Genomic DNA, 20778 nt, shown 5'->3' on the forward strand with positions numbered 1-20778 from the left:
TGCCCGGCCCATTACCCTTCCGTCAGCGGTAAGCGTGCCGGTCTTTCGAAGTCCAGCACCCATTGCGCCAGCGCTCTGGGGGCTGGTTTGCCAGGGTGATCGAAAAACACAAATTCGGTGGTCAGTGAGGCATATGAACCACTCAGGAAATACGTTTGCACCTGTTCACTGCGGCAGCACGAATCGACCAGTGACAACGGCACCAAGGCAACGCCCACGCCGTTGATCACATTAGAAAACAACAGCGGATAAGAGCCACACTCGATGATTTTCTCCGGGGTGATATTACCCATCATGAATAGTTCGTCGAGATTACGTTGCGAAGCGCTGCGTCGGCTGTTGACCAGGAACACTTGGCCACTGAACGCTTTCAGGTCCTGGATGGCGGGGTGTGCTGCGCTGTAGATCAAGGCCAGCGGATCGTTAAACAGCGTTACCCGGCGATAATGTGAAGGTGCAAAGCCTGCACCGACAATCACTGCGTCGAGCTTGCCGGCCTCTAGATCCTTGAGTAGCGACTGTGTATTACCAATGCTGACATCCACTGCCAGCCCGTCGGGATTGGCAACGATGCTCTGCAACAGGTTCTGGCGAGTAATAGTGAGGTTTTCGATGACACCCAAACGCACCCGTGTTTCGGTTTTTGTCTGGCTCAGGCTGGCTTGAGCGCGAGCAACCAGTTCGAGGATTTGTGAGGCGTAGGCATAGAGCTCCTTGCCTGGCGCCGTCATCGTGATACCGCGACCGGAGCGTTCGAACAGTTTGGTATCGAGCCGTGATTCGAGTGTCTTGATGCGGAAGGAAATACTGGATTGAGCGCGGTTTAACCTGATTGCTGCTTGTGTGACGCTGCCGTAGTCAACAATCGCTTTGAAAGCGTCCAGTTCAGCAATTTCCATAGTCACGCACTCTTTGCTCCATAACGGGCCGAAGGCTTTCGGACCGTGGCGGGACCGATTTTGAGCCCTGCACCGCTCTATTCTGCACGTTGCACAACTATTTCGTAATACTTGCTTACAAATATTTAAACGGATGTTTAGCGAGGAACGCAATCGCCTCGGCAATAAAGCGTTGCCAGGTAGCGACAGGCTTCAGTTTCTATAAGTAAAAAAAAGCCCCGCCTGGATCACCAGGCGGGGCTTTTTAGTGGCCGATGGAATCAGGCGAGGGGTTTAGGCTCGTGCTCTTTTTCCAGGGCTTGCTCGTGTTGCTCTACCGCTTCTTGAACGGAGCGCGGTGCTTCGTCAATCGCGGATTCAACCGGCTCGGCAGGCACTTCAGCGGCCGGGGCAGGGGCTGCCTCGACGACTTCAGCAACAACCGGTGCTGGCTCGACAGCAGCCGGAGCAGCAGCGGCAGCCAGTTCGGCTTCCTTCTGCAGGCGCTCGGCTTCACGCTTGCGACGACGTACTTCACGCGGGTCGTTCGGCGCACGGCCACTTGGGGTCAGAGCGCTGACAGGGGTGGCTTCGACCACGGGTGCAGCTTCGGCAACCACCGGTGCTTCAAGCAGCGGAGCAGGCTCGGCAGCCGCAACCACTGGCTCGGAGGCCAAGGTTTCAGCCGCTGGGGCTTCAGCAACCGGAGCCTCAGCGACTGGCGCTGGAGCTTCGACAGCAACTGGTGGCTCGGCAACCCAGTTGAACGTGGTTTGTTCTTCACGAACTTCGCGAACTTCACGTACCGGTTCAGCCACTGGTGCTTCAACGACAGGTTCTGCGGCAACCACTGGTTCGGCGGCAGCTTCAACTTCAGGCTGCGCTTCACGAACCGGGGCCACTTCGATTTCCGGAGCGGCGATGACTTCTACCGGCGTGGTCGCTTCAACCACTGGCGCTTCAACCTGAGCGGTTTCCAGGGTGGCGGCAGTGGCGCGTTCGGCTTGCTCGTTGGCTTGTGCTTCAGCAGGTGCGCTGATCACGGTGCTGGCAACGGCTGCGGTAACAGCCAGGCCGGCGGCCAGATCGGCAGCGCTTGGGGCTTCGGCGTTTTCAGCGGATTCGGATTCTTCCGAACCTTCGATCACGTTGCCGTTGGCATCGCGCTGACGCTCACGACGATTGCTGCGACGACGCTGGCCACGGGAGCGGCGGCGTGGACGATCGCCTTCGGCGACTTCCTGACCGTCTTCCTGCAGTTGCTCTTCGTTGGTTGGCAGCTCTTCTTCGGCAACAGCGGCAGCGACTTGCTCGGTGCGTGGCTGACGTTCTTCACGCGGTGGGCGTGGAGCGCGTTCCTCGCGTGGCTGACGGGCCGGACGCTCTTCAGCGGTGGCAGCGGCGGCCGGAGCGGCATCCAGAGGCTCGCGCAGTTCACGGACCGGACGTTCTTCACGCTCGCCACGAGGCTTGCGATCTTCACGCGGTGCGCGCGGTGCACGTTCTTCACGAGGAGCGCGTGGTGCACGTTCTTCACGGGCTACTACAGGCGTTTCTTCGCGGGCTTCGCGTGGTTGACGCTCTTCGCGTGGCTCACGTGGTGCGCGCTCTTCACGCGGTGCACGTTCCTCACGAGGCTTGCGCTCTTCATCGCGGCGACCGTTACGGTTGCGGCTCTGCTGACGACCGTTGCGACGCTCTTCGTTGCGGGCAGGGCGCTCGGTGGTCGCTGGTTTTTCAACCACAACCGGTGCAACAGGCTCTTCCTTGGTCGCGAACAGGCTGATCAGCGACTTCACCAGACCCTTGAACAGGCTTGGCTCAGGCGCGGCAACCGGTGCAGCCACTGGCGCGGCGACGACTTCGGTCGGAACCGGAGCGTTGGCGCGGGCCGGTGCAGTCTTGACCGCGGCTTCCTGGCGAACCAGGGTGCGGGTCGCGGCGGCTGGCTGGACTTCTTCGACTTCCGCAGCGGCAGCAGCGATCTCGTAGCTGGACTGGTTGATGCTGGCTTCCGGGCTGTCATCGCGCAGACGCTGAACTTCGAAGTGCGGCGTTTCGAGGTGATCGTTCGGCAGAATGACGATGCGGGCACGGGTGCGCAGTTCGATCTTGGTGATCGAGTTGCGTTTTTCGTTGAGCAGGAACGCAGCCACCGGGATCGGCACTTGGGCGCGAACTTCGGCGGTACGGTCTTTCAGGGCTTCTTCTTCGATCAGGCGCAGGATCGCCAGCGACAGCGATTCAACGTCACGGATGATGCCGGTGCCGTTGCAGCGTGGGCAGACGATGCCACTGCTTTCGCCCAGCGATGGACGCAGGCGCTGACGGGACATTTCCAGCAGGCCGAAGCGCGAGATGCGACCGACTTGCACGCGGGCACGGTCGGCTTCCAGGCATTCGCGGACTTTCTCTTCCACGGCACGCTGGTTCTTGGCCGGGGTCATGTCGATGAAGTCGATGACGATCAGGCCGCCGATGTCGCGCAAGCGCAACTGACGGGCGATTTCTTCGGCAGCTTCAAGGTTGGTCTGCAGCGCGGTTTCTTCGATGTCGCTGCCTTTGGTGGCGCGCGCCGAGTTGATGTCGATGGACACCAGGGCTTCGGTCGGATCGATGACGATGGAGCCGCCGGAAGGCAGTTCGACGACGCGCTGGAAGGCGGTTTCGATCTGGCTTTCGATCTGGAAGCGGTTGAACAGCGGAACGCTGTCTTCGTACAGCTTGATCTTGCTGGCGTACTGCGGCATCACCTGGCGAATGAAGGTCAGGGCTTCGTCCTGGGCTTCAACGCTGTCGATCAGCACTTCGCCGATGTCCTGGCGCAGGTAATCGCGGATGGCGCGGATGATCACGTTGCTTTCCTGGTAGATCAGGAACGGCGCGGCGCGGTCCAGCGAGGCTTCTTTGATGGCGGTCCAGAGTTGCAGCAGGTAGTCGAGGTCCCACTGCATTTCTTCGCTGCTGCGACCGAGGCCGGCAGTGCGAACGATCAGACCCATGTCGGCCGGGGCAACCAGGCCGTTGAGGGCTTCACGCAGTTCGTTGCGCTCTTCACCTTCGATGCGACGGGAGATACCGCCGGCACGCGGGTTGTTCGGCATCAGCACCAGGTAACGACCGGCCAGGCTGATGAAGGTGGTCAGGGCGGCGCCCTTGTTGCCACGTTCTTCTTTTTCGACCTGAACGATGACTTCCTGGCCTTCGCTCAGGACGTCCTTGATGTTGACGCGGCCTTCGGGGGCTTTCTTGAAGTATTCGCGGGAGATTTCTTTGAGGGGCAGGAAGCCGTGGCGCTCAGAGCCGAAATCGACAAAGGCAGCCTCAAGGCTTGGTTCGATGCGAGTAATCCGGCCTTTATAGATGTTGGCCTTCTTCTGCTCGCGTGCACCGGATTCGATGTCCAGGTCGTAGAGGCGTTGGCCATCTACCAGTGCAACACGCAACTCTTCGGGTTGAGTCGCGTTAATCAGCATTCTTTTCATGTAGTACCGTCGGTTTCCGGGCTGCCGGAAACGGCGTTCGGCACACACGACTTCTCACGGTCGGTGTCAGGTGCGTCGGGAGTGGTTGGCCATTCCCGTGTCCAGCGATGTCCGACCAATTGGGCCGGTATCGCGACGTACGCGTCCTGCTTGCTGTGGCTACTTAAGCACTCAGTCAGGAGGAGGAATCAACCGGCGGCTGTGGACGAGATGAAGCGTCTTGATAAAGCCTATTGCTACACAGTCCAGCGGTTGTGCATCTCCACCCTACACGTATCCCTGATAATTCGGGTGCTGCCGCGCGCAGAATCCGCAGCGGGTTGGCATTTACCGTGAGCTCCGAAAGGGGAGGTCACGCATCATGGCTAATTTAGGCGTTGTTTCCGAAGCCTTCGCTCGGGGTCGTTTGCAGCTGACTGCACTTTGTGAACTGGCCGTGAATATTTGCTCGGAAGGCGAGTGAAAACTCTGCTTTGCGGCATGATTCAGGCCTTATGTCACCTGCGCTTGTTACAACTGCAAACTCTGCCGTTACGTAGCGAAAGCCCCGTAGGACGGCCTCTCGTCCTCATGAATTGCGTTGGTCAGGGCCGGTTTTTGACCGCTAGTCCGCTGTCCAGGCCGCTTTTGGCGGCGTTCGCGACTATAGCAGCAATGATTAAGTGCTTCAATTCCATAAAAAATTGTTATCATCCGCACCATGACGACTACTGCCCCTTCGACCCCAGGCGTACAACTGCTTGAGGTCTCGCCGGAATATGCCGGCCAACGTATTGATAACTTCCTTCTCGCTCGGCTCAAAGGCGTGCCCAAGACCTTGATTTACCGCATTTTGCGTAAAGGCGAAGTGCGGGTGAACAAAGGTCGGATCAAGCCCGAATACAAGCTGCAGGCGGGCGATATCGTGCGCGTGCCGCCGGTTCGCGTGCCCGAACGCGACGAGCCCGTGCCGCTGGCCCAGGGTCTGTTGCAGCGGCTGGAAGCCTCGATTGTCTACGAAGACAAAGCGCTGATCGTGATCAACAAGCCCGCTGGCATCGCGGTTCACGGCGGCAGCGGCTTGAATTACGGGGTGATCGAAGCCTTTCGTCAGTTACGTCCTGATGCAAAAGAGCTCGAGTTGGTTCACCGCCTGGACCGGGACACCTCCGGCCTGCTGATGATCGCCAAAAAGCGCAGCATGTTGCGTCATTTGCACGCCGCATTGCGTGGCGATGGCGTCGACAAGCGCTATATGGCGTTGGTGCGCGGCAACTGGGCAACCTCGATCAAGCAGGTGCGTGCGCCATTGCAAAAGAGCAATCTGCGCTCCGGCGAGCGCATGGTCGAAGTCGACGAAGAAGGCAAGGAGGCCCTGACCGTGTTCAAGGTGCTGCGCCGCTTCGGTGACTTTGCCACCATGGTCGAAGCCAAGCCGATCACCGGGCGCACTCACCAGATTCGCGTCCATACTTTGCATGCGGGGCATTGCATTGCCGGCGATACCAAGTACGGCGATGAGGGCTTCAGCAAAGAGATTCGTGACTTGGGCGGCAAGCGTCTATTCCTGCATGCCTACATGCTGACTGTTCCGCTGCCTGATGGCGGCGAGTTGAAGTTGCAGGCGCCGGTCGACGAGATGTGGGCCAAAACCGTGGAGCGATTGAGTGCACCCATCTGATTACAAGCTGCTGATTTTCGATTGGGACGGTACGCTCGCAGACTCCATTGGTCGGATTGTCGAGGCGATGCATGTGGCGTCCGAGCGTTCCGGCTTCCAGTTGCGCGATGATTTTTCCGTAAAGGGAATTATCGGTCTTGGGTTGCCGGAAGCGATTCGTACCTTGTATCCCGAGATCAGTGATCGCGAAATGGTGGCGTTCCGTGATTATTATGCGGAGCACTACATCGCGGCGGAGGCAGTTCCTTCGCCGTTGTTCGAGGGCGTGCTCGAGTCGATGGAAGCGTTTCGTGCTGACGGCTATCACCTGGCGGTCGCCACCGGCAAGGCCCGGCGCGGGCTGGACCGGGTGCTGAAAGCCCATGGTTGGGAATCTTATTTCGATGTCACCCGTGCGGCCGACGAAACAGCCAGCAAGCCCCATCCGTTGATGCTTGAGCAGATCCTTGCCCATTGCGAGGCTCGTCCGGAGCAGGCATTGATGGTCGGGGATTCGTCCTTCGATCTGCAGATGGCACGCAATGCCGGCATGGATTCGGTCGCGGTCAGCTATGGCGCTCAATCGATTGAGGCGTTGCAGCAGTTCGAGCCGCGACTGTCCATTGATCGTTTTTCAGAATTGCGCGCCTGGCTGAGTCAGCGGGCATAACGGTTTTTTGCAGGGGTAAATGTCATGACCGACGAATGGAAAGCGCCCGCCAAGGCGGACGCGGAGAGCGGTGACGAGAAAAGCTGGAAGCTGCTGGAAAAGACTCTGCTTGCCAGCGTGCAGGAGCATCGCCGGTCCCGTCGCTGGGGGATTTTCTTCAAGCTGCTGACCTTTGCGTATCTGTTGCTTGCGTTGTTTCTGTTCACGCCGCTGATGGATATGGAAAAAAGCGCCACTCGCGGTTCCGGTTACACAGCGCTGATCGATATAACCGGCATGATCGCCGAGAAAGAGCCGGCCAGTGCTGACAATATCGTTGGCAGTCTGCGTGCGGCCTTCGAGGACAAAAAGGTCAAGGGTGTAATCCTGCGGATCAACAGCCCGGGTGGTAGTCCGGTGCAGTCGGGTTATGTCTACGACGAGATCCGTCGTTTGCGCGGCCTGCATCCCGATATCAAGGTTTACGCGGTGATCTCGGATCTGGGCGCTTCCGGCGCCTATTACATTGCCAGTGCGGCAGATCAGATTTACGCCGATAAGGCGAGCCTGGTGGGTTCCATTGGTGTGACGGCGGCGGGTTACGGTTTTGTCGGCGCCATGGAGAAGTTGGGTGTCGAACGTCGTACCTACACCTCTGGCGAGCACAAATCATTCCTCGATCCGTTCCAGCCGCAGAAGCCTGAAGAAACTCAGTTCTGGCAGGGTGTGCTCGACACCACTCATCAGCAGTTCATCAGTAGCGTCAAGAAGGGGCGTGGCGATCGTCTCAAGGACAAAGATCATCCGGAGCTGTTCTCCGGGCTGGTCTGGTCGGGTGAGCAAGCGTTGCCCCTGGGCTTGATTGATGGTCTGGGCAGTGCCAGTTCAGTGGCGCGTGACGTGATTGGCGAGAAAGAACTGGTGGACTTCACTATCGAGGAGTCGCCGTTTGATCGCTTCTCGAAAAAGCTCGGTGCCAGCGTGGCTGAGCATTTGGCGATGTGGATGGGGTTCCAGGGACCGGCGTTGCGCTGATCGTTGTCTGCATAAGAAGCCGGCCTGTGTGGCCGGTTTTTTTTGTGCGCGCGCAGTCGGTTCAGGGTATTTGCACGCCTTCAGTCAGCAACATGTCAACCAGGCGAATCAGTGGCAGGCCGATCAGGCTGGTGGCGTCAGGGCCTTCGGTGCTTTGAAACAGGCTTACCCCTAATCCTTCAGCCTTGAAGCTGCCAGCGCAGTCGTAGGGCTGTTCGGCGTGCAGGTAGCGTTCGATGCGTGCTGCGTCGAGTGCGCGCATGTGCACGGTAAACGGCACGCAGTCGACCTGGCAGTGACCGGTCTGGCTGTTGAGCAATGCCAGGCCGGTGAGGAATGTCACGCTGGCACCGCTCGATGCGAGCAGTTGTTCGCGGGCCTTTTCGAAGCTGTGTGGCTTGCCGATAATCCGCTGGCCAAGTACCGCGACCTGATCCGAGCCGATGATCAGGTGAGCAGGATGGCGGGTGGCAAGTGCGCGGGCTTTCTCTTCGGCAAGTCGCTTTACCAGTTCGATGGCTGGCTCGTCCGGGCGATGGCTTTCGTCGATATCCGGTGAGCTGCAAGTAAACGGCAGCTGCAGGCGGGTCAGCAATTCCCGGCGATAAACCGAGCTTGAGGCGAGTAATAAAGGCAGCATGCGCATCTCCAAAGGGCAAGGGGGGATTCTAGCGGAGGCCTGCAAGTGACGGACAGGGCTGAATTTCCTTTGACATGGCCGGGGGCATCCCTATAATGCTGCGCCTATGTTGAATGACCCGATTCCACCTCACGTTGACCCGCGCAAATTGGCTGACCGTGGCACCACCCTTCAAGGTGAAATGCTGCTGGCCGATTTGGAGAGACTCTGCGACCCGCTTTCCGACAATGTCGGTACGGTGCAGGCTAAATTCGTTTTTGAACGAGATGAACGTAAGTCTGTGGTGATCCACAGCTTTATCGACACCGAAGTCAAAATGGTTTGCCAGCGTTGTCTTGAGCTGGTCACCCTGCCGATCCATAGCGAATGTAGTTATGCTGTGGTGAAGGAGGGTGCGAATACCCAGTCGTTGCCGAAAGGTTATGACGTGCTGGAACTGGGCGAAGATCCATTGGATCTGCAGTCACTGATCGAGGAGGAGCTTCTGCTCGCCTTGCCCATTGTGCCTGCTCATCATCCGGAAGAATGCCAGCAGCCGGCGGGAGCAGATGAGCCCGAACCGAGCGAGGACGAGGTAACGCGGTCCAACCCGTTCAGTGTATTGGCGCAGTTAAAGCGTGACCCAAACGTTTAGGAGTTAATCAATTATGGCTGTTCAGCAGAACAAAAAATCCCGCTCTGCCCGTGACATGCGTCGTTCGCACGACGCTCTCGAGGCTAGCACCCTGTCTGTAGAAAAAACCACTGGTGAAGTTCACCTGCGTCACCACGTATCGCCAGAAGGCGTATACCGTGGCCGTAAAGTGATCGACAAGGGCGCTGACGAGTAATCACTTGTCCGCTCAAGTCATCGCGATTGACGCAATGGGCGGGGACTTCGGTCCCCGCAGCATTGTTCAGGCCAGCCTTGCTTGTCTGTCTGCTACACCCTCGCTGCACCTGACCCTTGTCGGTCAACCCTCCCTACTTGAAGAATTGATCGCTGGCCAATCGGCTGTGGATCGCTCGCGCCTGTCGATTGTGCCGGCGTCCGAAGTCATCACCATGGACGAAAAACCTGCCCAGGCTCTGCGCGGCAAGCCTGATTCGTCGATGCGTGTGGCGCTGGAGTTGTTGCGCGACGGCAAGGTCCAGGCATGTGTCAGTGCCGGCAATACCGGTGCGCTGATGGCGTTGTCGCGGTTCGTGCTCAAAACCCTGCCGGGGATTGATCGGCCAGCCATAGTTGCCGCCATTCCCACCGAGAAAGGTTTCTGTCAGCTGCTCGATCTGGGCGCCAATGTCGATTGCAGTGCTGAGCATCTGTTGCAGTTTGCGGTGATGGGCTCGGTCGCGGCGCAAGCCTTGGGGGTTGTTCGACCACGGGTTGCGTTACTGAATATCGGCACCGAAGACATCAAGGGCAATCAGCAGGTCAAGCTGGCGGCGACCCTGCTGCAAAACGCTCGTGGCTTGAACTACATCGGGTTTGTCGAAGGTGACGGTTTGTACCGGGGCGAGGCGGATGTGGTGGTGTGTGACGGTTTCGTCGGCAATATCCTGCTCAAATCCAGCGAAGGCCTGGCGACCATGATCGCTGGGCGCATCGAAGCCCAGTTCAAGAAAAATTTCGCGTCGAAACTGGTAGGCGCACTGGCGCTGCCGCTGATGAAGCGCTTACAGGCCGAGCTGGCGCCGGCGCGCCATAACGGCGCAAGCTTCCTCGGTTTGCAGGGAATTGTCGTGAAAAGTCATGGTTCGGCGGGGGTTCAGGGCTTCCAGAGTGCGATTCAGCGCGCCTTGATCGAGATCCAGGAAAACTTGCCGGAACGTCTTCATGGGCGTCTGGAAGATTTGTTGCCTTAGGCGTTTTCGTCAGACAATGCTTAAATGTGACCGCTCAGTTCAATGAGCCATCCAACTGTCAGTTTCTTGCGTTCCCCTGGCGGGACGTCAATTCTCCGACGACAAGATCATTAGGGGCTTGTTACATGTCTGCTTCCCTCGCATTCGTCTTTCCAGGACAAGGTTCGCAGTCCCTCGGCATGCTGGCCGAGTTGGGCGCGCAACATCCGGTGGTCCTTGAAACATTCAAAGAAGCTTCCGATGCTCTGGGTTACGACCTGTGGGCGCTGACCCAGCAAGGGCCGGAAGAGCAACTCAATCAAACCGATAAAACCCAGCCGGCCATTCTGACCGCCTCGATCGCCTTGTGGCGCCTGTGGTTGGCTGAAGGTGGCGCGCGTCCGGCTTACGTTGCCGGTCACAGCCTGGGCGAATATAGCGCTCTGGTGGCTGCGGGCAGCCTGAGCCTCGGCGACGCGGTGAAGCTGGTAGAGCGTCGTGGTCAGCTGATGCAGGAAGCCGTTCCAGCCGGGCAGGGCGGCATGGCCGCTATCCTGGGTCTGGACGATGCTGATGTGCTGGCAGCCTGCGCCGAAGCGGCGCAAGGCGAAGTAGTCAGCGCGGTCAACTTTAACTCGCCGGGCCAGGTAGTGATTGCCGGCGCCAAGGCTGCGGTCGAGCGTGCCATCGAAGGCTGCAAGGTGCGTGGTGCCAAACGCGCCATGCCGTTGCCCGTCAGCGTGCCGTCCCACTGCGAGCTGATGCGCCCGGCTGCCGAGCGATTCGCCGAATCGATCGCAGCGATCGACTGGCAGGCGCCGCAAATCCCGGTGGTACAGAACGTCAGTGCCGGCGTGCCGGCCGATCTGGAAACCCTCAAGCGCGATCTGCTTGAGCAGCTTTACAAGCCTGTGCGCTGGGTCGAATCGGTCCAGGCACTGGCTGCCAAGGGCGCGACCCAACTGGTCGAGTGCGGCCCGGGCAAGGTCCTGGCCGGTCTGAACAAGCGTTGCGCCGAAGGCGTGTCGACCTCTAACCTCAATACCCCAGACGCTTTCGCTGCCGCTCGTGCAGCGCTGGTCTGATCAAGGAGAAGCTTGCATGAGTCTGCAAGGTAAAGTTGCACTGGTCACCGGTGCCAGCCGTGGTATCGGCCAGGCTATCGCTCTGGAGCTGGGTCGTCAGGGTGCCATCGTTGTCGGCACTGCGACCTCTGCATCAGGCGCCGAGCGTATCGCCGCCACTCTGAAGGAAAACGGTATTCAGGGCACTGGCCTGGAACTCAATGTCACCAGCGACGAGTCCGTAGCGGCTGTGCTGGCGAGCATTCAGGAGCAGTTCGGTGCGCCGGCGATTTTGGTCAATAACGCCGGTATCACCCGCGATAACCTGATGATGCGCATGAAAGATGACGAATGGCATGACGTTATCGACACCAACCTGAACAGTCTGTACCGCTTGTCCAAGGGGGTTTTGCGCGGTATGACCAAGGCCCGTTGGGGACGAATTATCAGTATTGGCTCGGTTGTGGGTGCCATGGGCAACGCAGGCCAAGTAAACTACGCAGCCGCCAAGGCAGGTCTGGAAGGTTTCAGTCGTGCACTGGCGCGTGAAGTCGGTTCGCGTTCGATTACGGTAAACTCGGTGGCCCCAGGGTTCATCGACACCGATATGACCCGCGAACTGCCCGAGGCGCAGCGTGAAGCCTTGCAGGTGCAGATTCCGCTGGGTCGTCTGGGGCAAGCTCAAGAGATCGCGTCTGTGGTCGCTTTTCTTGCGTCCGACGGTGCGGCTTACGTTACTGGGGCTACAATCCCGGTGAACGGCGGGATGTACATGAGTTAAATGTGACGGATTGCTTCAAAAAAATGTCATACGAGCTGTCTAAAATCCGTTATAAAGCTGCAATCTATTTTATCGGCAGAGGGCCGCAGGGTTTGAGGAGTGAAGCTTTCAGTTGAAAAGCTGAAAAGTCTTTCTATACACTTACCCACTGGCCAGCTGCCTGAATTTGTCCATTAGGAGTGAAAACAAGGTATGAGCACCATCGAAGAGCGCGTCAAGAAAATCGTTGCTGAGCAACTGGGCGTTAAAGAAGAAGAAGTGGTCAACACCGCTTCCTTCGTTGAAGACCTGGGTGCCGACTCCCTTGACACCGTTGAGCTGGTGATGGCTCTGGAAGAGGAATTCGAGACCGAAATTCCTGACGAAGAAGCTGAAAAGATCACTACTGTACAAGCAGCAATCGACTACGTTACCAGCCATCAGGCGTAATAGTTTTTAGTCGTCGCTCGCTGTCATGGAAAAACCGCACTGCCATCATGGCGTGCGGTTTTTTCTTTAGGCCTTGTGCGAAGTCGTCATTTGAAAAAAGGAGAGTGCTGTGTCGCGTAGACGCGTCGTAGTCACCGGTATGGGTATGTTGTCGCCACTGGGCACGGATGTGCCGAGCAGCTGGCAGGGCATTCTGGCTGGCCGCAGTGGCATTGGTCTGATCGAACACACCGACCTTTCTGCCTATTCCACCCGTTTTGGCGGCTCGGTAAAGGGCTTCAATGTCGAGGAATACTTGTCGGTCAAGGAAGCCCGCAAACTCGACCTGTTCATTCAATACGGTCTGGCTGCAGGTTTTCAAGCCGTGCGTAACGCAGGTCTCGAGGTTACCGACGCCAATCGCGAGCGTATCGGCGTGGCCATGGGGTCGGGTATTGGCGGTCTGACCAATATCGAAGACACCAGCCGCACACTGCATGATTCCGGCCCACGGCGGATTTCTCCGTTTTTCGTGCCCGGCTCGATCATCAATATGATTTCCGGTTTCCTGTCCATTCATTTGGGTGCACAGGGGCCTAACTACGCCATCGCCACGGCGTGTACCACGGGTACGCACTGCATCGGCATGGCGGCACGTAACATCATGTACGACGAAGCCGACGTAATGATCGCCGGTGGCGCCGAGATGGCTGCTTGCGGTTTGGGCATGGGCGGCTTTGGTGCCTCCCGCGCACTGTCGACCCGCAACGACGAGCCGACCCGTGCCAGCCGTCCATGGGACAAAGGCCGTGATGGCTTTGTGCTGTCCGACGGCGCTGGCGCGCTGGTTCTCGAAGAGCTGGAGCACGCCAAGGCGCGTGGCGCGACCATTTACGCCGAGCTGATCGGTTTCGGCACCAGTGGCGATGCTTACCACATGACTTCGCCACCGGCCGATGGCGCGGGTGCTGCGCGTTGCATCACCAATGCCTTGCGCGATGCGAAGATCAATGGCGATCAGGTGCAGTACATCAACGCCCACGGCACCTCGACCTCGGCCGGCGACCTCGCCGAAGCCTGTGCGATCAAGTCCGTGTTCGGCGATCACGCCTACAAGCTGGCGGTCAGTTCGACCAAGTCCATGACCGGTCACCTGCTGGGTGCGGCAGGGGCGGTCGAGGCGATTTTCAGCGTACTGGCCATCAACAGTCAGGTAGCCCCGCCGACCATCAACCTCGATGAGCCGGACGAAGGCTGCGACCTCGACTTCGTACCCCACACCGCGCGCGGCATGGATATCGACGTGGTGCTGTCCAACTCCTTCGGATTTGGCGGTACCAATGGCTCGCTGGTGTTCCGCCGGTTCGCTGACTGATGGACGGCTGGGTCGACGGTCAACCGGCTGACGCTTTGTCGCTGAAGGATCGCGGCCTGGCTTACGGCGATGGTCTGTTCGAGACCATCGCCGTCAAGGGCGGGCAGCCGTTGTTGCTGGATCGGCATTTGTCGCGTCTGGCCGAAGGCTGTTCGCGCTTGGCGATTGCCACCGATCATGAGTTGATCCGCGCGGAGCTGCTGGCTTACGCCGCAGCGCTGGGCGAAGGCGTGCTCAAGCTCATCCTCACCCGAGGCGACGGCCTTCGTGGATACGCCCCTGATCCCTCGGCCCAGGCCCGGCGCATTCTGCAAGGCAATCCTCCCGCTGCCTATCCGGCTGTGCATGCGAAGCAAGGCGTGCGTCTGTTCCCTTGTGCAACACGGCTTTCCAAGCAGCCATTGCTTGCCGGTCTCAAGCACCTGAATCGTTTGGAGCAGGTTATCGCCCGTTCAGAATGGCAGGACACCGAGCATGCTGAAGGCTTGATGCTGGATCAGGCCGGGCGGGTGATCGAAGGTGTGTTCAGTAATCTGTTCCTGGTGCGCGATGGCGTGCTGGTGACCGCCGATCTCAAACGTTGCGGCGTGGCAGGCGTGATGCGTGCCGAATTATTGTTTCAAGCCGAGTCTATGGGGATCCCCACACAAATTACCGACATTACCCTCGAACAGCTGCAATGGGCTGATGAGGTCTTTGTCTGCAACAGCGTTTATGGCGTTTGGCCGGTGCGTGCCTATGCTGCACTGAGCTGGCCGGTTGGGCCGCTCACCCGTAAACTCCAAACCATTGCCCGTGCGCTACTGGATGCTTGATTCGTGAGACGTAAATTATTGCTGCTGCTGGAAACCGGACTGGTTCTGGCGGGGCTGTTGGCGGGCGCTTGCGCCTGGAAAATCCATTCGGCGCTGGAACAGCCGCTGAACATCGCCCAGGAAGAGTTGTTGGAAGTGCCCAAAGGCACTACGCCGAACCGCACTTTCATTCGACTTGAAGCCGATGGCGTTATCAAGGACGCTTTCTGGCTGCGTGTGTACTGGCGCTTCAACCTGGCGAATCAACCGCTGCACAGCGGCGAATACCGCATGGTTCCCGGCATGACGGTCGAAGGGTTGATCGACCTGTGGAAGCGCGGGGAAATGGTTCAGTACAGCCTGACGCTGGTCGAAGGCTGGAATTTCCATCAGGTCCGTGCAGCCTTGGCCAAGGATGAAAAACTCGAACAGACCCTCAACGGTCTGAGCGACAGCCAGGTGATGGATAAGATCGGGCATGGTGGGATTTTCCCCGAAGGGCGCTTCTTTCCCGACACATACCGTTTCGTGCGTGGCATGAGCGACGTCGATCTGCTCAAGAAGGCTTACGACCGCCTCGACGAAGTCCTCGCCAAGGAGTGGAGCCAGCGTGCTGCCGACGTGCCCTACACCGAACCCTATCAGGCGCTGATCATGGCCTCGCTGGTGGAAAAGGAAACCGGTGTGCCGCAGGAACGCGGGCAGATTGCCGGCGTGTTCGTGCGGCGTATGGAGATGGGCATGTTGCTGCAGACCGATCCGACGGTGATCTACGGCTTGGGCGATCGTTATAACGGCAAGTTGACCCGCGCCCATCTCAAGGAGCCGACGCCGTATAACACTTACCTGATCGCCGGCCTGCCGCCGACGCCGATTGCGATGGTCGGCCGCGAGGCTATTCATGCGGCGTTGAATCCGGCGCAAGGCAACAGCTTGTATTTTGTGGCACGCGGTGATGGCAGCCACGTGTTCTCCGATGATCTGGATGCCCATAACAACGCGGTGCGGGAGTTCCAGCTCAATCGCCGTGCCGATTACCGTTCCAGCCCGGCGCCGACTACCGTGCCGCCGACGGAAAATGCACAGGCGCCGATCCCGGCGGCTTCACCCGATGTGGTGCCCGAAGAGGTGCCACAGATAGCGCCGCAGAACTCTGCACAAGAGTCTGCACCATCGCCCGATGCACCCGCGCCGCAAAGCTCGCAATGACTCTGATTAAGGACTGCCTGTGACTGGCCTGTTTATTACCCTGGAAGGCCCGGAAGGTGCCGGCAAGAGCACCAATCGCGAATACCTGGCCGAGCGTCTGCGCGCCGCCGGGATCGAGGTGGTGTTGACCCGGGAGCCGGGCGGCACGCCCCTGGCCGAGCGGATCCGCGACGTGCTGTTGGCGCCGGTCGATGAGGTCATGAACCCCGACACCGAGCTGCTGCTGGTGTTCGCTGCGCGAGCCCAGCATCTGGCCGAGGTGATCCGCCCGGCGCTGGCCCGTGGCGCGGTGGTTTTGTGTGATCGTTTTACCGATTCGACCTATGCCTATCAGGGCGGTGGTCGCGGCTTGTCGCTGGAGCGCATCGCGACCCTCGAAACATTCGTCCAGGGCGATCTGCGCCCGGACTTGACGCTGATCTTCGATCTGCCGGTAGAAGTAGGCTTGGCCCGCGCCAGCGCCCGCGGTCGCCTGGATCGCTTCGAGCTTGAAGGCCGCACGTTCTTCGATGCCGTGCGCAGTGCCTTCCTCGAGCGCGCCAAAGCGGATCCTGCGCGTTATGTCCTGGTGGATGCGGCTCAATCGCTGGCGCAGGTTCAGCAGTCTCTGGATGCTCTGCTGCCACGATTGCTGGAGATGACCCGTGGCTGAAGCCTATCCATGGCAGGACAGTCTCTGGCAGCAATTAGCCGGTCGCGCACAGCACGCCCACGCCTATTTGCTGCATGGCCCGGCCGGGATCGGCAAGCGTGCGCTGGCCGAGCGTTTAATGGCCAGTTTGTTGTGCCAGCGTCCGACCGCGCAGGGCGCCTGTGGTGAGTGTAAATCCTGCCTGCTGCTGAACGCCGGTAGTCATCCCGACAACTACATCCTGGAACCGGAAGAGGCAGACAAGGCGATCAAGGTCGATCAGGTGCGTGATCTGGTCAGCTTCGTGGTTCAGACCTCGCAGATGGGCGGTCGCAAAGTGGTGCTGATCGAGCCGGTCGAGTCGATGAACATCAACGCCGCCAACGCCCTGCTCAAAAGCCTTGAAGAGCCGTCCGGCGACACCGTGCTGCTGCTGGTCAGCCACCAGACCAGCCGTCTCCTGCCGACCATCAAGAGCCGCTGCGTGCAACAGGCCTGTCCGTTGCCGAGCGAAGCCATGAGCCTGGCGTGGCTGGCCAAGACATTGCCGGACTGCTCGGAAGACGAGCGCATTGAACTGCTGACCCTCGCCGCCGGTTCGCCATTGGCCGCGGTCAAATTGCAGGCCCAGGGCGTGCGCGAGCAGCGGGCGCTGGTGGTCGAGGGCGTGAAGAAGTTGCTCAAGCAGCAGCAATCACCGACGCAACTGGCCGAGGAATGGAAAACCATTCCCATGTTGCTGCTGTTCGACTGGTTCTGCGACTGGTCGAGCCTGATCCTGCGGTATCAGTTGACTCAGGATGAAGCGGGGCTGGGGCTGGCGGACATGCGCAAGGTGATTCAATACCTGGCGCAAAAAGCCCCTCAGGATAAGGTTCTGAATATCCAGGACTGGATTCTCGCCCAGCGGCAGAAAGTCATGAGCAAGGCCAACCTCAATCCGGCGCTGTTGCTGGAGGCACTGTTGGTGCAATGGGTATCCTTGCCTACCCAGAAGTGACCTCTGAGCCTAGACTCTGATCATCAGAAATGGAGGTCAGCATGAACGAACCCATCAGTCCGGGGCCGCGCAATGGCATTTTGTCCTTGACCATCAAGGACAGGTCCGTGCTCTACGCGGCCTATATGCCATTCATCAAGAACGGTGGTCTGTTTATCCCGACCAACAAGAGCTACAAGTTGGGCGATGAGGTCTTCATGCTCCTGCACCTGATGGACGAACCGGAAAAGATCCCGGTCGCTGGCAAGGTCACCTGGATTACCCCCAAAGGGGCCCAGGGCAACCGCGCCGCTGGAGTCGGCGTGCAATTCAATGAAGGCGACGACACCGCGCGCAGTCGAATCGAAACCCATCTGGCCGGAGCCCTGAAGTCCGACCGTCCCACTCATACGATGTAAGTTGCAGCCCTTTTATGCTTGTAGATTCCCATTGCCACCTTGATCGCCTCGACCTCTCCGCCCATGACGGCTCCCTGGATGCTGCACTCGATGCGGCCCGTCAGAGGGGGGTAGGGCACTTTCTGTGTATTGGCGTCAGCGTCGAGAACGCCGCCGACGTCAAAGCCCTTGCCGAACGCTATGACGACGTCGATTGTTCGGTTGGGGTGCATCCGCTGGACGTGCAGCCGGGTGCCGCTCCGGCGCTGGATTGGCTGTTGCGCGAACTCAATCATCCGCGGGTGGTAGCGATCGGGGAAACCGGCCTGGATTACCACTACGAACCGGAAGCGGCAGAGTTGCAGCAGGAGTCGTTCCGCCTGCACCTGCAAGCGGCGCAACAGACCGGCAAACCGGTAATCATCCACACCCGTGGCGCCCGGGCCGACACCCTCGAACTGCTGCGTGAAGCGGCGCTGCCTCAAGCAGGCGTTCTGCATTGCTTCACCGAAGACTGGGAGATGGCCAGGGCCGCGCTGGATATGGGGTATTACATTTCCTTGTCCGGTATTGTCACTTTTCGCAATGCCGATGCTCTGCGCGATGTGGCCAGCAAGGTGCCGGCCGACCGATTGCTGGTGGAAACCGATTCGCCATACCTGGCGCCGATCCCGCATCGCGGCAAACCGAACCTGCCGCAATACGTACGTGAGGTAGCGGAATTTCTGGCAATGCTGCGAGGCGAGTCATACGAGCGATTTGCCGAACAGACCACCGAGAATTTCAAGCGGTTATTTCCGTTGGCGCATGTCAGGGCATCGGCGTAACGCTGGAGAAAATCGCAGCCTGCGGGGGTTTGGCCCCTGAATCGCAGGCAAAAAAAACCCGGGTTCTGGGGGGTGAATCCGGGTTAAGACCATTAGGAGTAAAACAAAGGTACGCGGTCCTTTGGTACCTTCATCGGCGCGACACTTGGGGGAGATGCCTCGCCGACAGTTGAAGTATTGATCAGTATCGCGCCGAGTCCAGTTTGGTTGGTCGGGTTTTTAAACAAATTTGGAATACGCGCGCTTCGGTTGAGTTCTCATCGACTGGCGAGGTAGCGTGAATTCATCAAGAAACACATATATGGTCGGATGATCCGTGCATTTTTGCGCAAGTTAGGCATAATACGCGGCTTCGAATTTTGACCCCTACAGACCTTTTCTTATGCATAAAGAACCTCGTAAGGTCCGTGAGTTTCGTCGCCGCGAGCAAGAAATTCTCGATACCGCGCTCAAGCTGTTCCTCGAACAAGGTGAAGACAGTGTCACCGTCGAGATGATTGCTGATGCCGTAGGTATCGGCAAAGGCACGATCTACAAGCACTTCAAATCCAAGGCGGAGATCTACCTGCGCCTGATGCTCGATTACGAGCGCGATTTGAACGAGCTGTTGCATTCCGCCGATGTCGATAAGGACAAGGAAGCCCTGTCCCGGGCCTACTTCGAATTCCGCATGCGCGATCCGCAACGCTATCGGTTGTTCGATCGCCTGGAAGAAAAGGTGGTCAAGGGCAACCAGGTGCCGGAGATGGTCGAGGAACTGCACAAGATCCGCGCCTCGAACTTCGAACGCCTGACCTTGCTCATCAAGGGCCGGATCAGCGAAGGCAAGCTCGAAGACGTGCCGCCCTACTTCCATTACTGCGCAGCCTGGGCGCTGGTGCATGGCGCCGTGGCGCTGTATCACTCGCCGTTCTGGAGCAATGTGCTGGAAGATCAGGAAGGTTTCTTCCAGTTCCTGATGGACATCGGCGTGCGCATGGGCAACAAACGCAAGCGCGATACCGATACTCCGAGCAGCTAAGCCACTCAGTTGTCTAATTGCGCCATGAGCCATGATTTAGCTACGTGGCGCAGTACCGCAGGAATATACTCAGGCATAGGGCTTGCTAAAACTTGATTTGTGAGTCAAGTTTTGCGCGTTCGAATCTTCTTTCGCCGGAGTGATCCATGATCGTTGACCGTCAAGGCAGGCGTTTTCGCAATTTGCGGATCAGTCTGACCTCCGCCTGCAACTACGCCTGTACCTACTGCGTGCCCAACGGCAAACGGCTGGTGGCTGCGCAGGATGAGTTGTCGGCCGAGGCGATGGCACGCGGCGTGGCCTATCTCATCGAAGCAGCCGGCATCGAGCGCCTGCGCATTACCGGTGGCGAGCCACTGGTCAGTCCCAAACTCGAAGCCTTCATGACCGCCGTCGGGCAGATGGGGCTGGCGGACATCAGCCTGACCACCAATGGCCAGCTGTTGGCGAAGAAGCTGCCGCTGCTGGTGGATGCCGGCATTCGGCGCATCAACGTTTCCCTCGATACTCTGGATGCCGGGGCTTTCCGCAGCATTTCCCGCGGTGGCGATCTGGCGACTGTCCTTGGCGGCATGGATCAGGCTGCGGCAGCCGGCATGAAGATCAAGGTCAATATGGTGCCGCTGCGTGGGCAGAACCTCGATCAGGTGATGCCGCTGCTCGATTACTGCCTGGAACGCGGCTACGAGCTGCGCTTCATCGAGTTGATGCGCATGGGCCACCTGGCCAACGATTCCAACGCCTTCCTGCAACAGTTCGTCAGCCTTCAGCAATTGCTGAGCCTGATCGGCGAACGCTACGAATACCTTCAGGCCGACGCACCAGTCGATGCCACGGCGGTGCGCTACGAGATTCCGGGGCAGGGCCACTTCGGTGTGATCGCCAACGAAAGCGTGCCGTTCTGCCGCACCTGCTCGCGTCTGCGCTTGTCGTCCACTGGCTGGCTGCACGGCTGCCTGTCGTCGAGCAATCGTCACTATGTCGGCGATCTGCTGGACAAACCTCGTCACCAGGCATTGCCGGCGTTGCAGCGGCTGTTGGTGAAAGCCTTGGGGGACAAGCAGGAAGTGGCGTTCTCCGGTGGCGCAACCATCATGAAGATTATTGGCGGCTGATCGGGCCTCATCGCGGGCAAGCCACG

At 59.0% G+C, this 20778-nt stretch carries 21 protein-coding genes; 18 read left to right on the forward strand and 3 right to left on the reverse strand.

What is annotated here, in order from left to right; all coding sequences use genetic code 11:
• Positions 1-11: 11 nt before the first annotated feature.
• A complete protein-coding gene (locus tag AC30D7_RS20875; RefSeq protein ID WP_490135321.1) occupies positions 12-899 on the reverse strand; it encodes a LysR family transcriptional regulator in 888 nt (295 codons plus the stop codon).
• A 260-nt stretch (positions 900-1159) separates the two neighbouring features.
• Entirely contained in the window at positions 1160-4363 is a 3204-nt protein-coding gene (gene rne / locus AC30D7_RS20880; RefSeq protein ID WP_490135322.1) for a ribonuclease E, read from the reverse strand.
• Positions 4364-5063: 700 nt separating this feature from the next.
• Here rne and rluC point away from each other — a divergent pair.
• From rluC to sppA, 3 genes are read left to right on the forward strand one after another with little or no spacing between them, the layout of a single operon-like run.
• Positions 5064-6023 carry a 23S rRNA pseudouridine(955/2504/2580) synthase RluC gene (gene rluC / locus AC30D7_RS20885; protein WP_205889447.1) on the forward strand — a complete coding sequence of 320 codons (960 nt, stop codon included), beginning with the start codon at positions 5064-5066 and terminating at the stop codon, positions 6021-6023.
• On the forward strand, positions 6010-6672 hold the full coding sequence (locus tag AC30D7_RS20890) for an HAD-IA family hydrolase (protein ID WP_490135323.1): 663 nt from the start codon (positions 6010-6012) through the stop codon (positions 6670-6672). The genes rluC and AC30D7_RS20890 overlap by 14 nt, the downstream gene beginning before the upstream one ends.
• 24 nt (positions 6673-6696) lie before the next feature.
• Positions 6697-7686: a signal peptide peptidase SppA gene (gene sppA / locus AC30D7_RS20895; RefSeq protein ID WP_490135324.1), complete on the forward strand. Its 990-nt coding sequence runs from the start codon at positions 6697-6699 to the stop codon at positions 7684-7686.
• 61 nt (positions 7687-7747) lie between these two features.
• On the opposite strand, the gene AC30D7_RS20900 is transcribed toward sppA, so the two are convergent.
• Complete coding sequence (locus AC30D7_RS20900) at positions 7748-8326, reverse strand: Maf family protein (protein WP_490135325.1); 579 nt, start codon at positions 8324-8326, stop codon at positions 7748-7750.
• Positions 8327-8432: 106 nt separating this feature from the next.
• Between AC30D7_RS20900 and AC30D7_RS20905 the strand changes: the two genes are divergently transcribed.
• The 15 genes from AC30D7_RS20905 to AC30D7_RS20975 all read left to right on the forward strand — a co-directional run bounded on the left by AC30D7_RS20905 (position 8433) and on the right by AC30D7_RS20975 (position 20752).
• Complete coding sequence (locus tag AC30D7_RS20905; RefSeq protein ID WP_007942001.1) at positions 8433-8960, forward strand: YceD family protein; 528 nt, start codon at positions 8433-8435, stop codon at positions 8958-8960.
• Positions 8961-8973: 13 nt separating this feature from the next.
• On the forward strand, positions 8974-9156 hold the full coding sequence (rpmF, locus tag AC30D7_RS20910; protein WP_003179396.1) for a 50S ribosomal protein L32: 183 nt from the start codon (positions 8974-8976) through the stop codon (positions 9154-9156).
• A gap of 4 nt (positions 9157-9160) precedes the next feature.
• On the forward strand, positions 9161-10171 hold the full coding sequence (gene plsX, locus AC30D7_RS20915; RefSeq protein WP_490135326.1) for a phosphate acyltransferase PlsX: 1011 nt from the start codon (positions 9161-9163) through the stop codon (positions 10169-10171).
• Positions 10172-10296: 125 nt separating this feature from the next.
• Positions 10297-11235: an ACP S-malonyltransferase gene (gene fabD / locus AC30D7_RS20920; protein WP_490135327.1), complete on the forward strand. Its 939-nt coding sequence runs from the start codon at positions 10297-10299 to the stop codon at positions 11233-11235.
• A 16-nt stretch (positions 11236-11251) separates the two neighbouring features.
• Positions 11252-11995 (forward strand): 3-oxoacyl-ACP reductase FabG, encoded by a 744-nt coding sequence (gene fabG / locus AC30D7_RS20925; protein ID WP_490135328.1) that lies wholly within the window; start codon positions 11252-11254, stop codon positions 11993-11995.
• Between the two features lie 192 nt (positions 11996-12187).
• On the forward strand, positions 12188-12424 hold the full coding sequence (gene acpP / locus AC30D7_RS20930; RefSeq protein WP_003175607.1) for an acyl carrier protein: 237 nt from the start codon (positions 12188-12190) through the stop codon (positions 12422-12424).
• 109 nt (positions 12425-12533) lie between these two features.
• Entirely contained in the window at positions 12534-13778 is a 1245-nt protein-coding gene (gene fabF / locus AC30D7_RS20935) for a beta-ketoacyl-ACP synthase II (RefSeq protein ID WP_007942005.1), read from the forward strand.
• Positions 13778-14593 (forward strand): aminodeoxychorismate lyase, encoded by an 816-nt coding sequence (gene pabC / locus AC30D7_RS20940; protein ID WP_490135329.1) that lies wholly within the window; start codon positions 13778-13780, stop codon positions 14591-14593. Before fabF ends, pabC begins: the two co-directional genes overlap by 1 nt.
• Before the next feature lie 3 nt (positions 14594-14596).
• Positions 14597-15781, forward strand: coding sequence for an endolytic transglycosylase MltG (mltG, locus tag AC30D7_RS20945; protein WP_490135330.1), 1185 nt, complete (start codon positions 14597-14599; stop codon positions 15779-15781).
• A gap of 19 nt (positions 15782-15800) precedes the next feature.
• Positions 15801-16433, forward strand: a complete 633-nt coding sequence (tmk, locus tag AC30D7_RS20950; protein ID WP_490135331.1) for a dTMP kinase — start codon at positions 15801-15803, stop codon at positions 16431-16433.
• On the forward strand, positions 16426-17412 hold the full coding sequence (locus AC30D7_RS20955) for a DNA polymerase III subunit delta' (RefSeq protein WP_490135332.1): 987 nt from the start codon (positions 16426-16428) through the stop codon (positions 17410-17412). Before tmk ends, AC30D7_RS20955 begins: the two co-directional genes overlap by 8 nt.
• A gap of 41 nt (positions 17413-17453) precedes the next feature.
• Complete coding sequence (locus AC30D7_RS20960) at positions 17454-17810, forward strand: PilZ domain-containing protein (protein ID WP_019650437.1); 357 nt, start codon at positions 17454-17456, stop codon at positions 17808-17810.
• 14 nt (positions 17811-17824) lie between these two features.
• On the forward strand, positions 17825-18616 hold the full coding sequence (locus AC30D7_RS20965; RefSeq protein WP_490135333.1) for a TatD family hydrolase: 792 nt from the start codon (positions 17825-17827) through the stop codon (positions 18614-18616).
• A 382-nt stretch (positions 18617-18998) separates the two neighbouring features.
• The gene (locus tag AC30D7_RS20970; RefSeq protein ID WP_007942012.1) at positions 18999-19637 is read left to right on the forward strand and encodes a TetR/AcrR family transcriptional regulator; all 639 of its coding nucleotides are present in this window, start codon (positions 18999-19001) and stop codon (positions 19635-19637) included.
• Positions 19638-19783: 146 nt separating this feature from the next.
• Positions 19784-20752, forward strand: a complete 969-nt coding sequence (locus tag AC30D7_RS20975) for a GTP 3',8-cyclase MoaA (protein WP_490135334.1) — start codon at positions 19784-19786, stop codon at positions 20750-20752.
• Positions 20753-20778: the final 26 nt, after the last annotated feature.

The organism is Pseudomonas sp. DF5, from assembly GCF_058148225.1.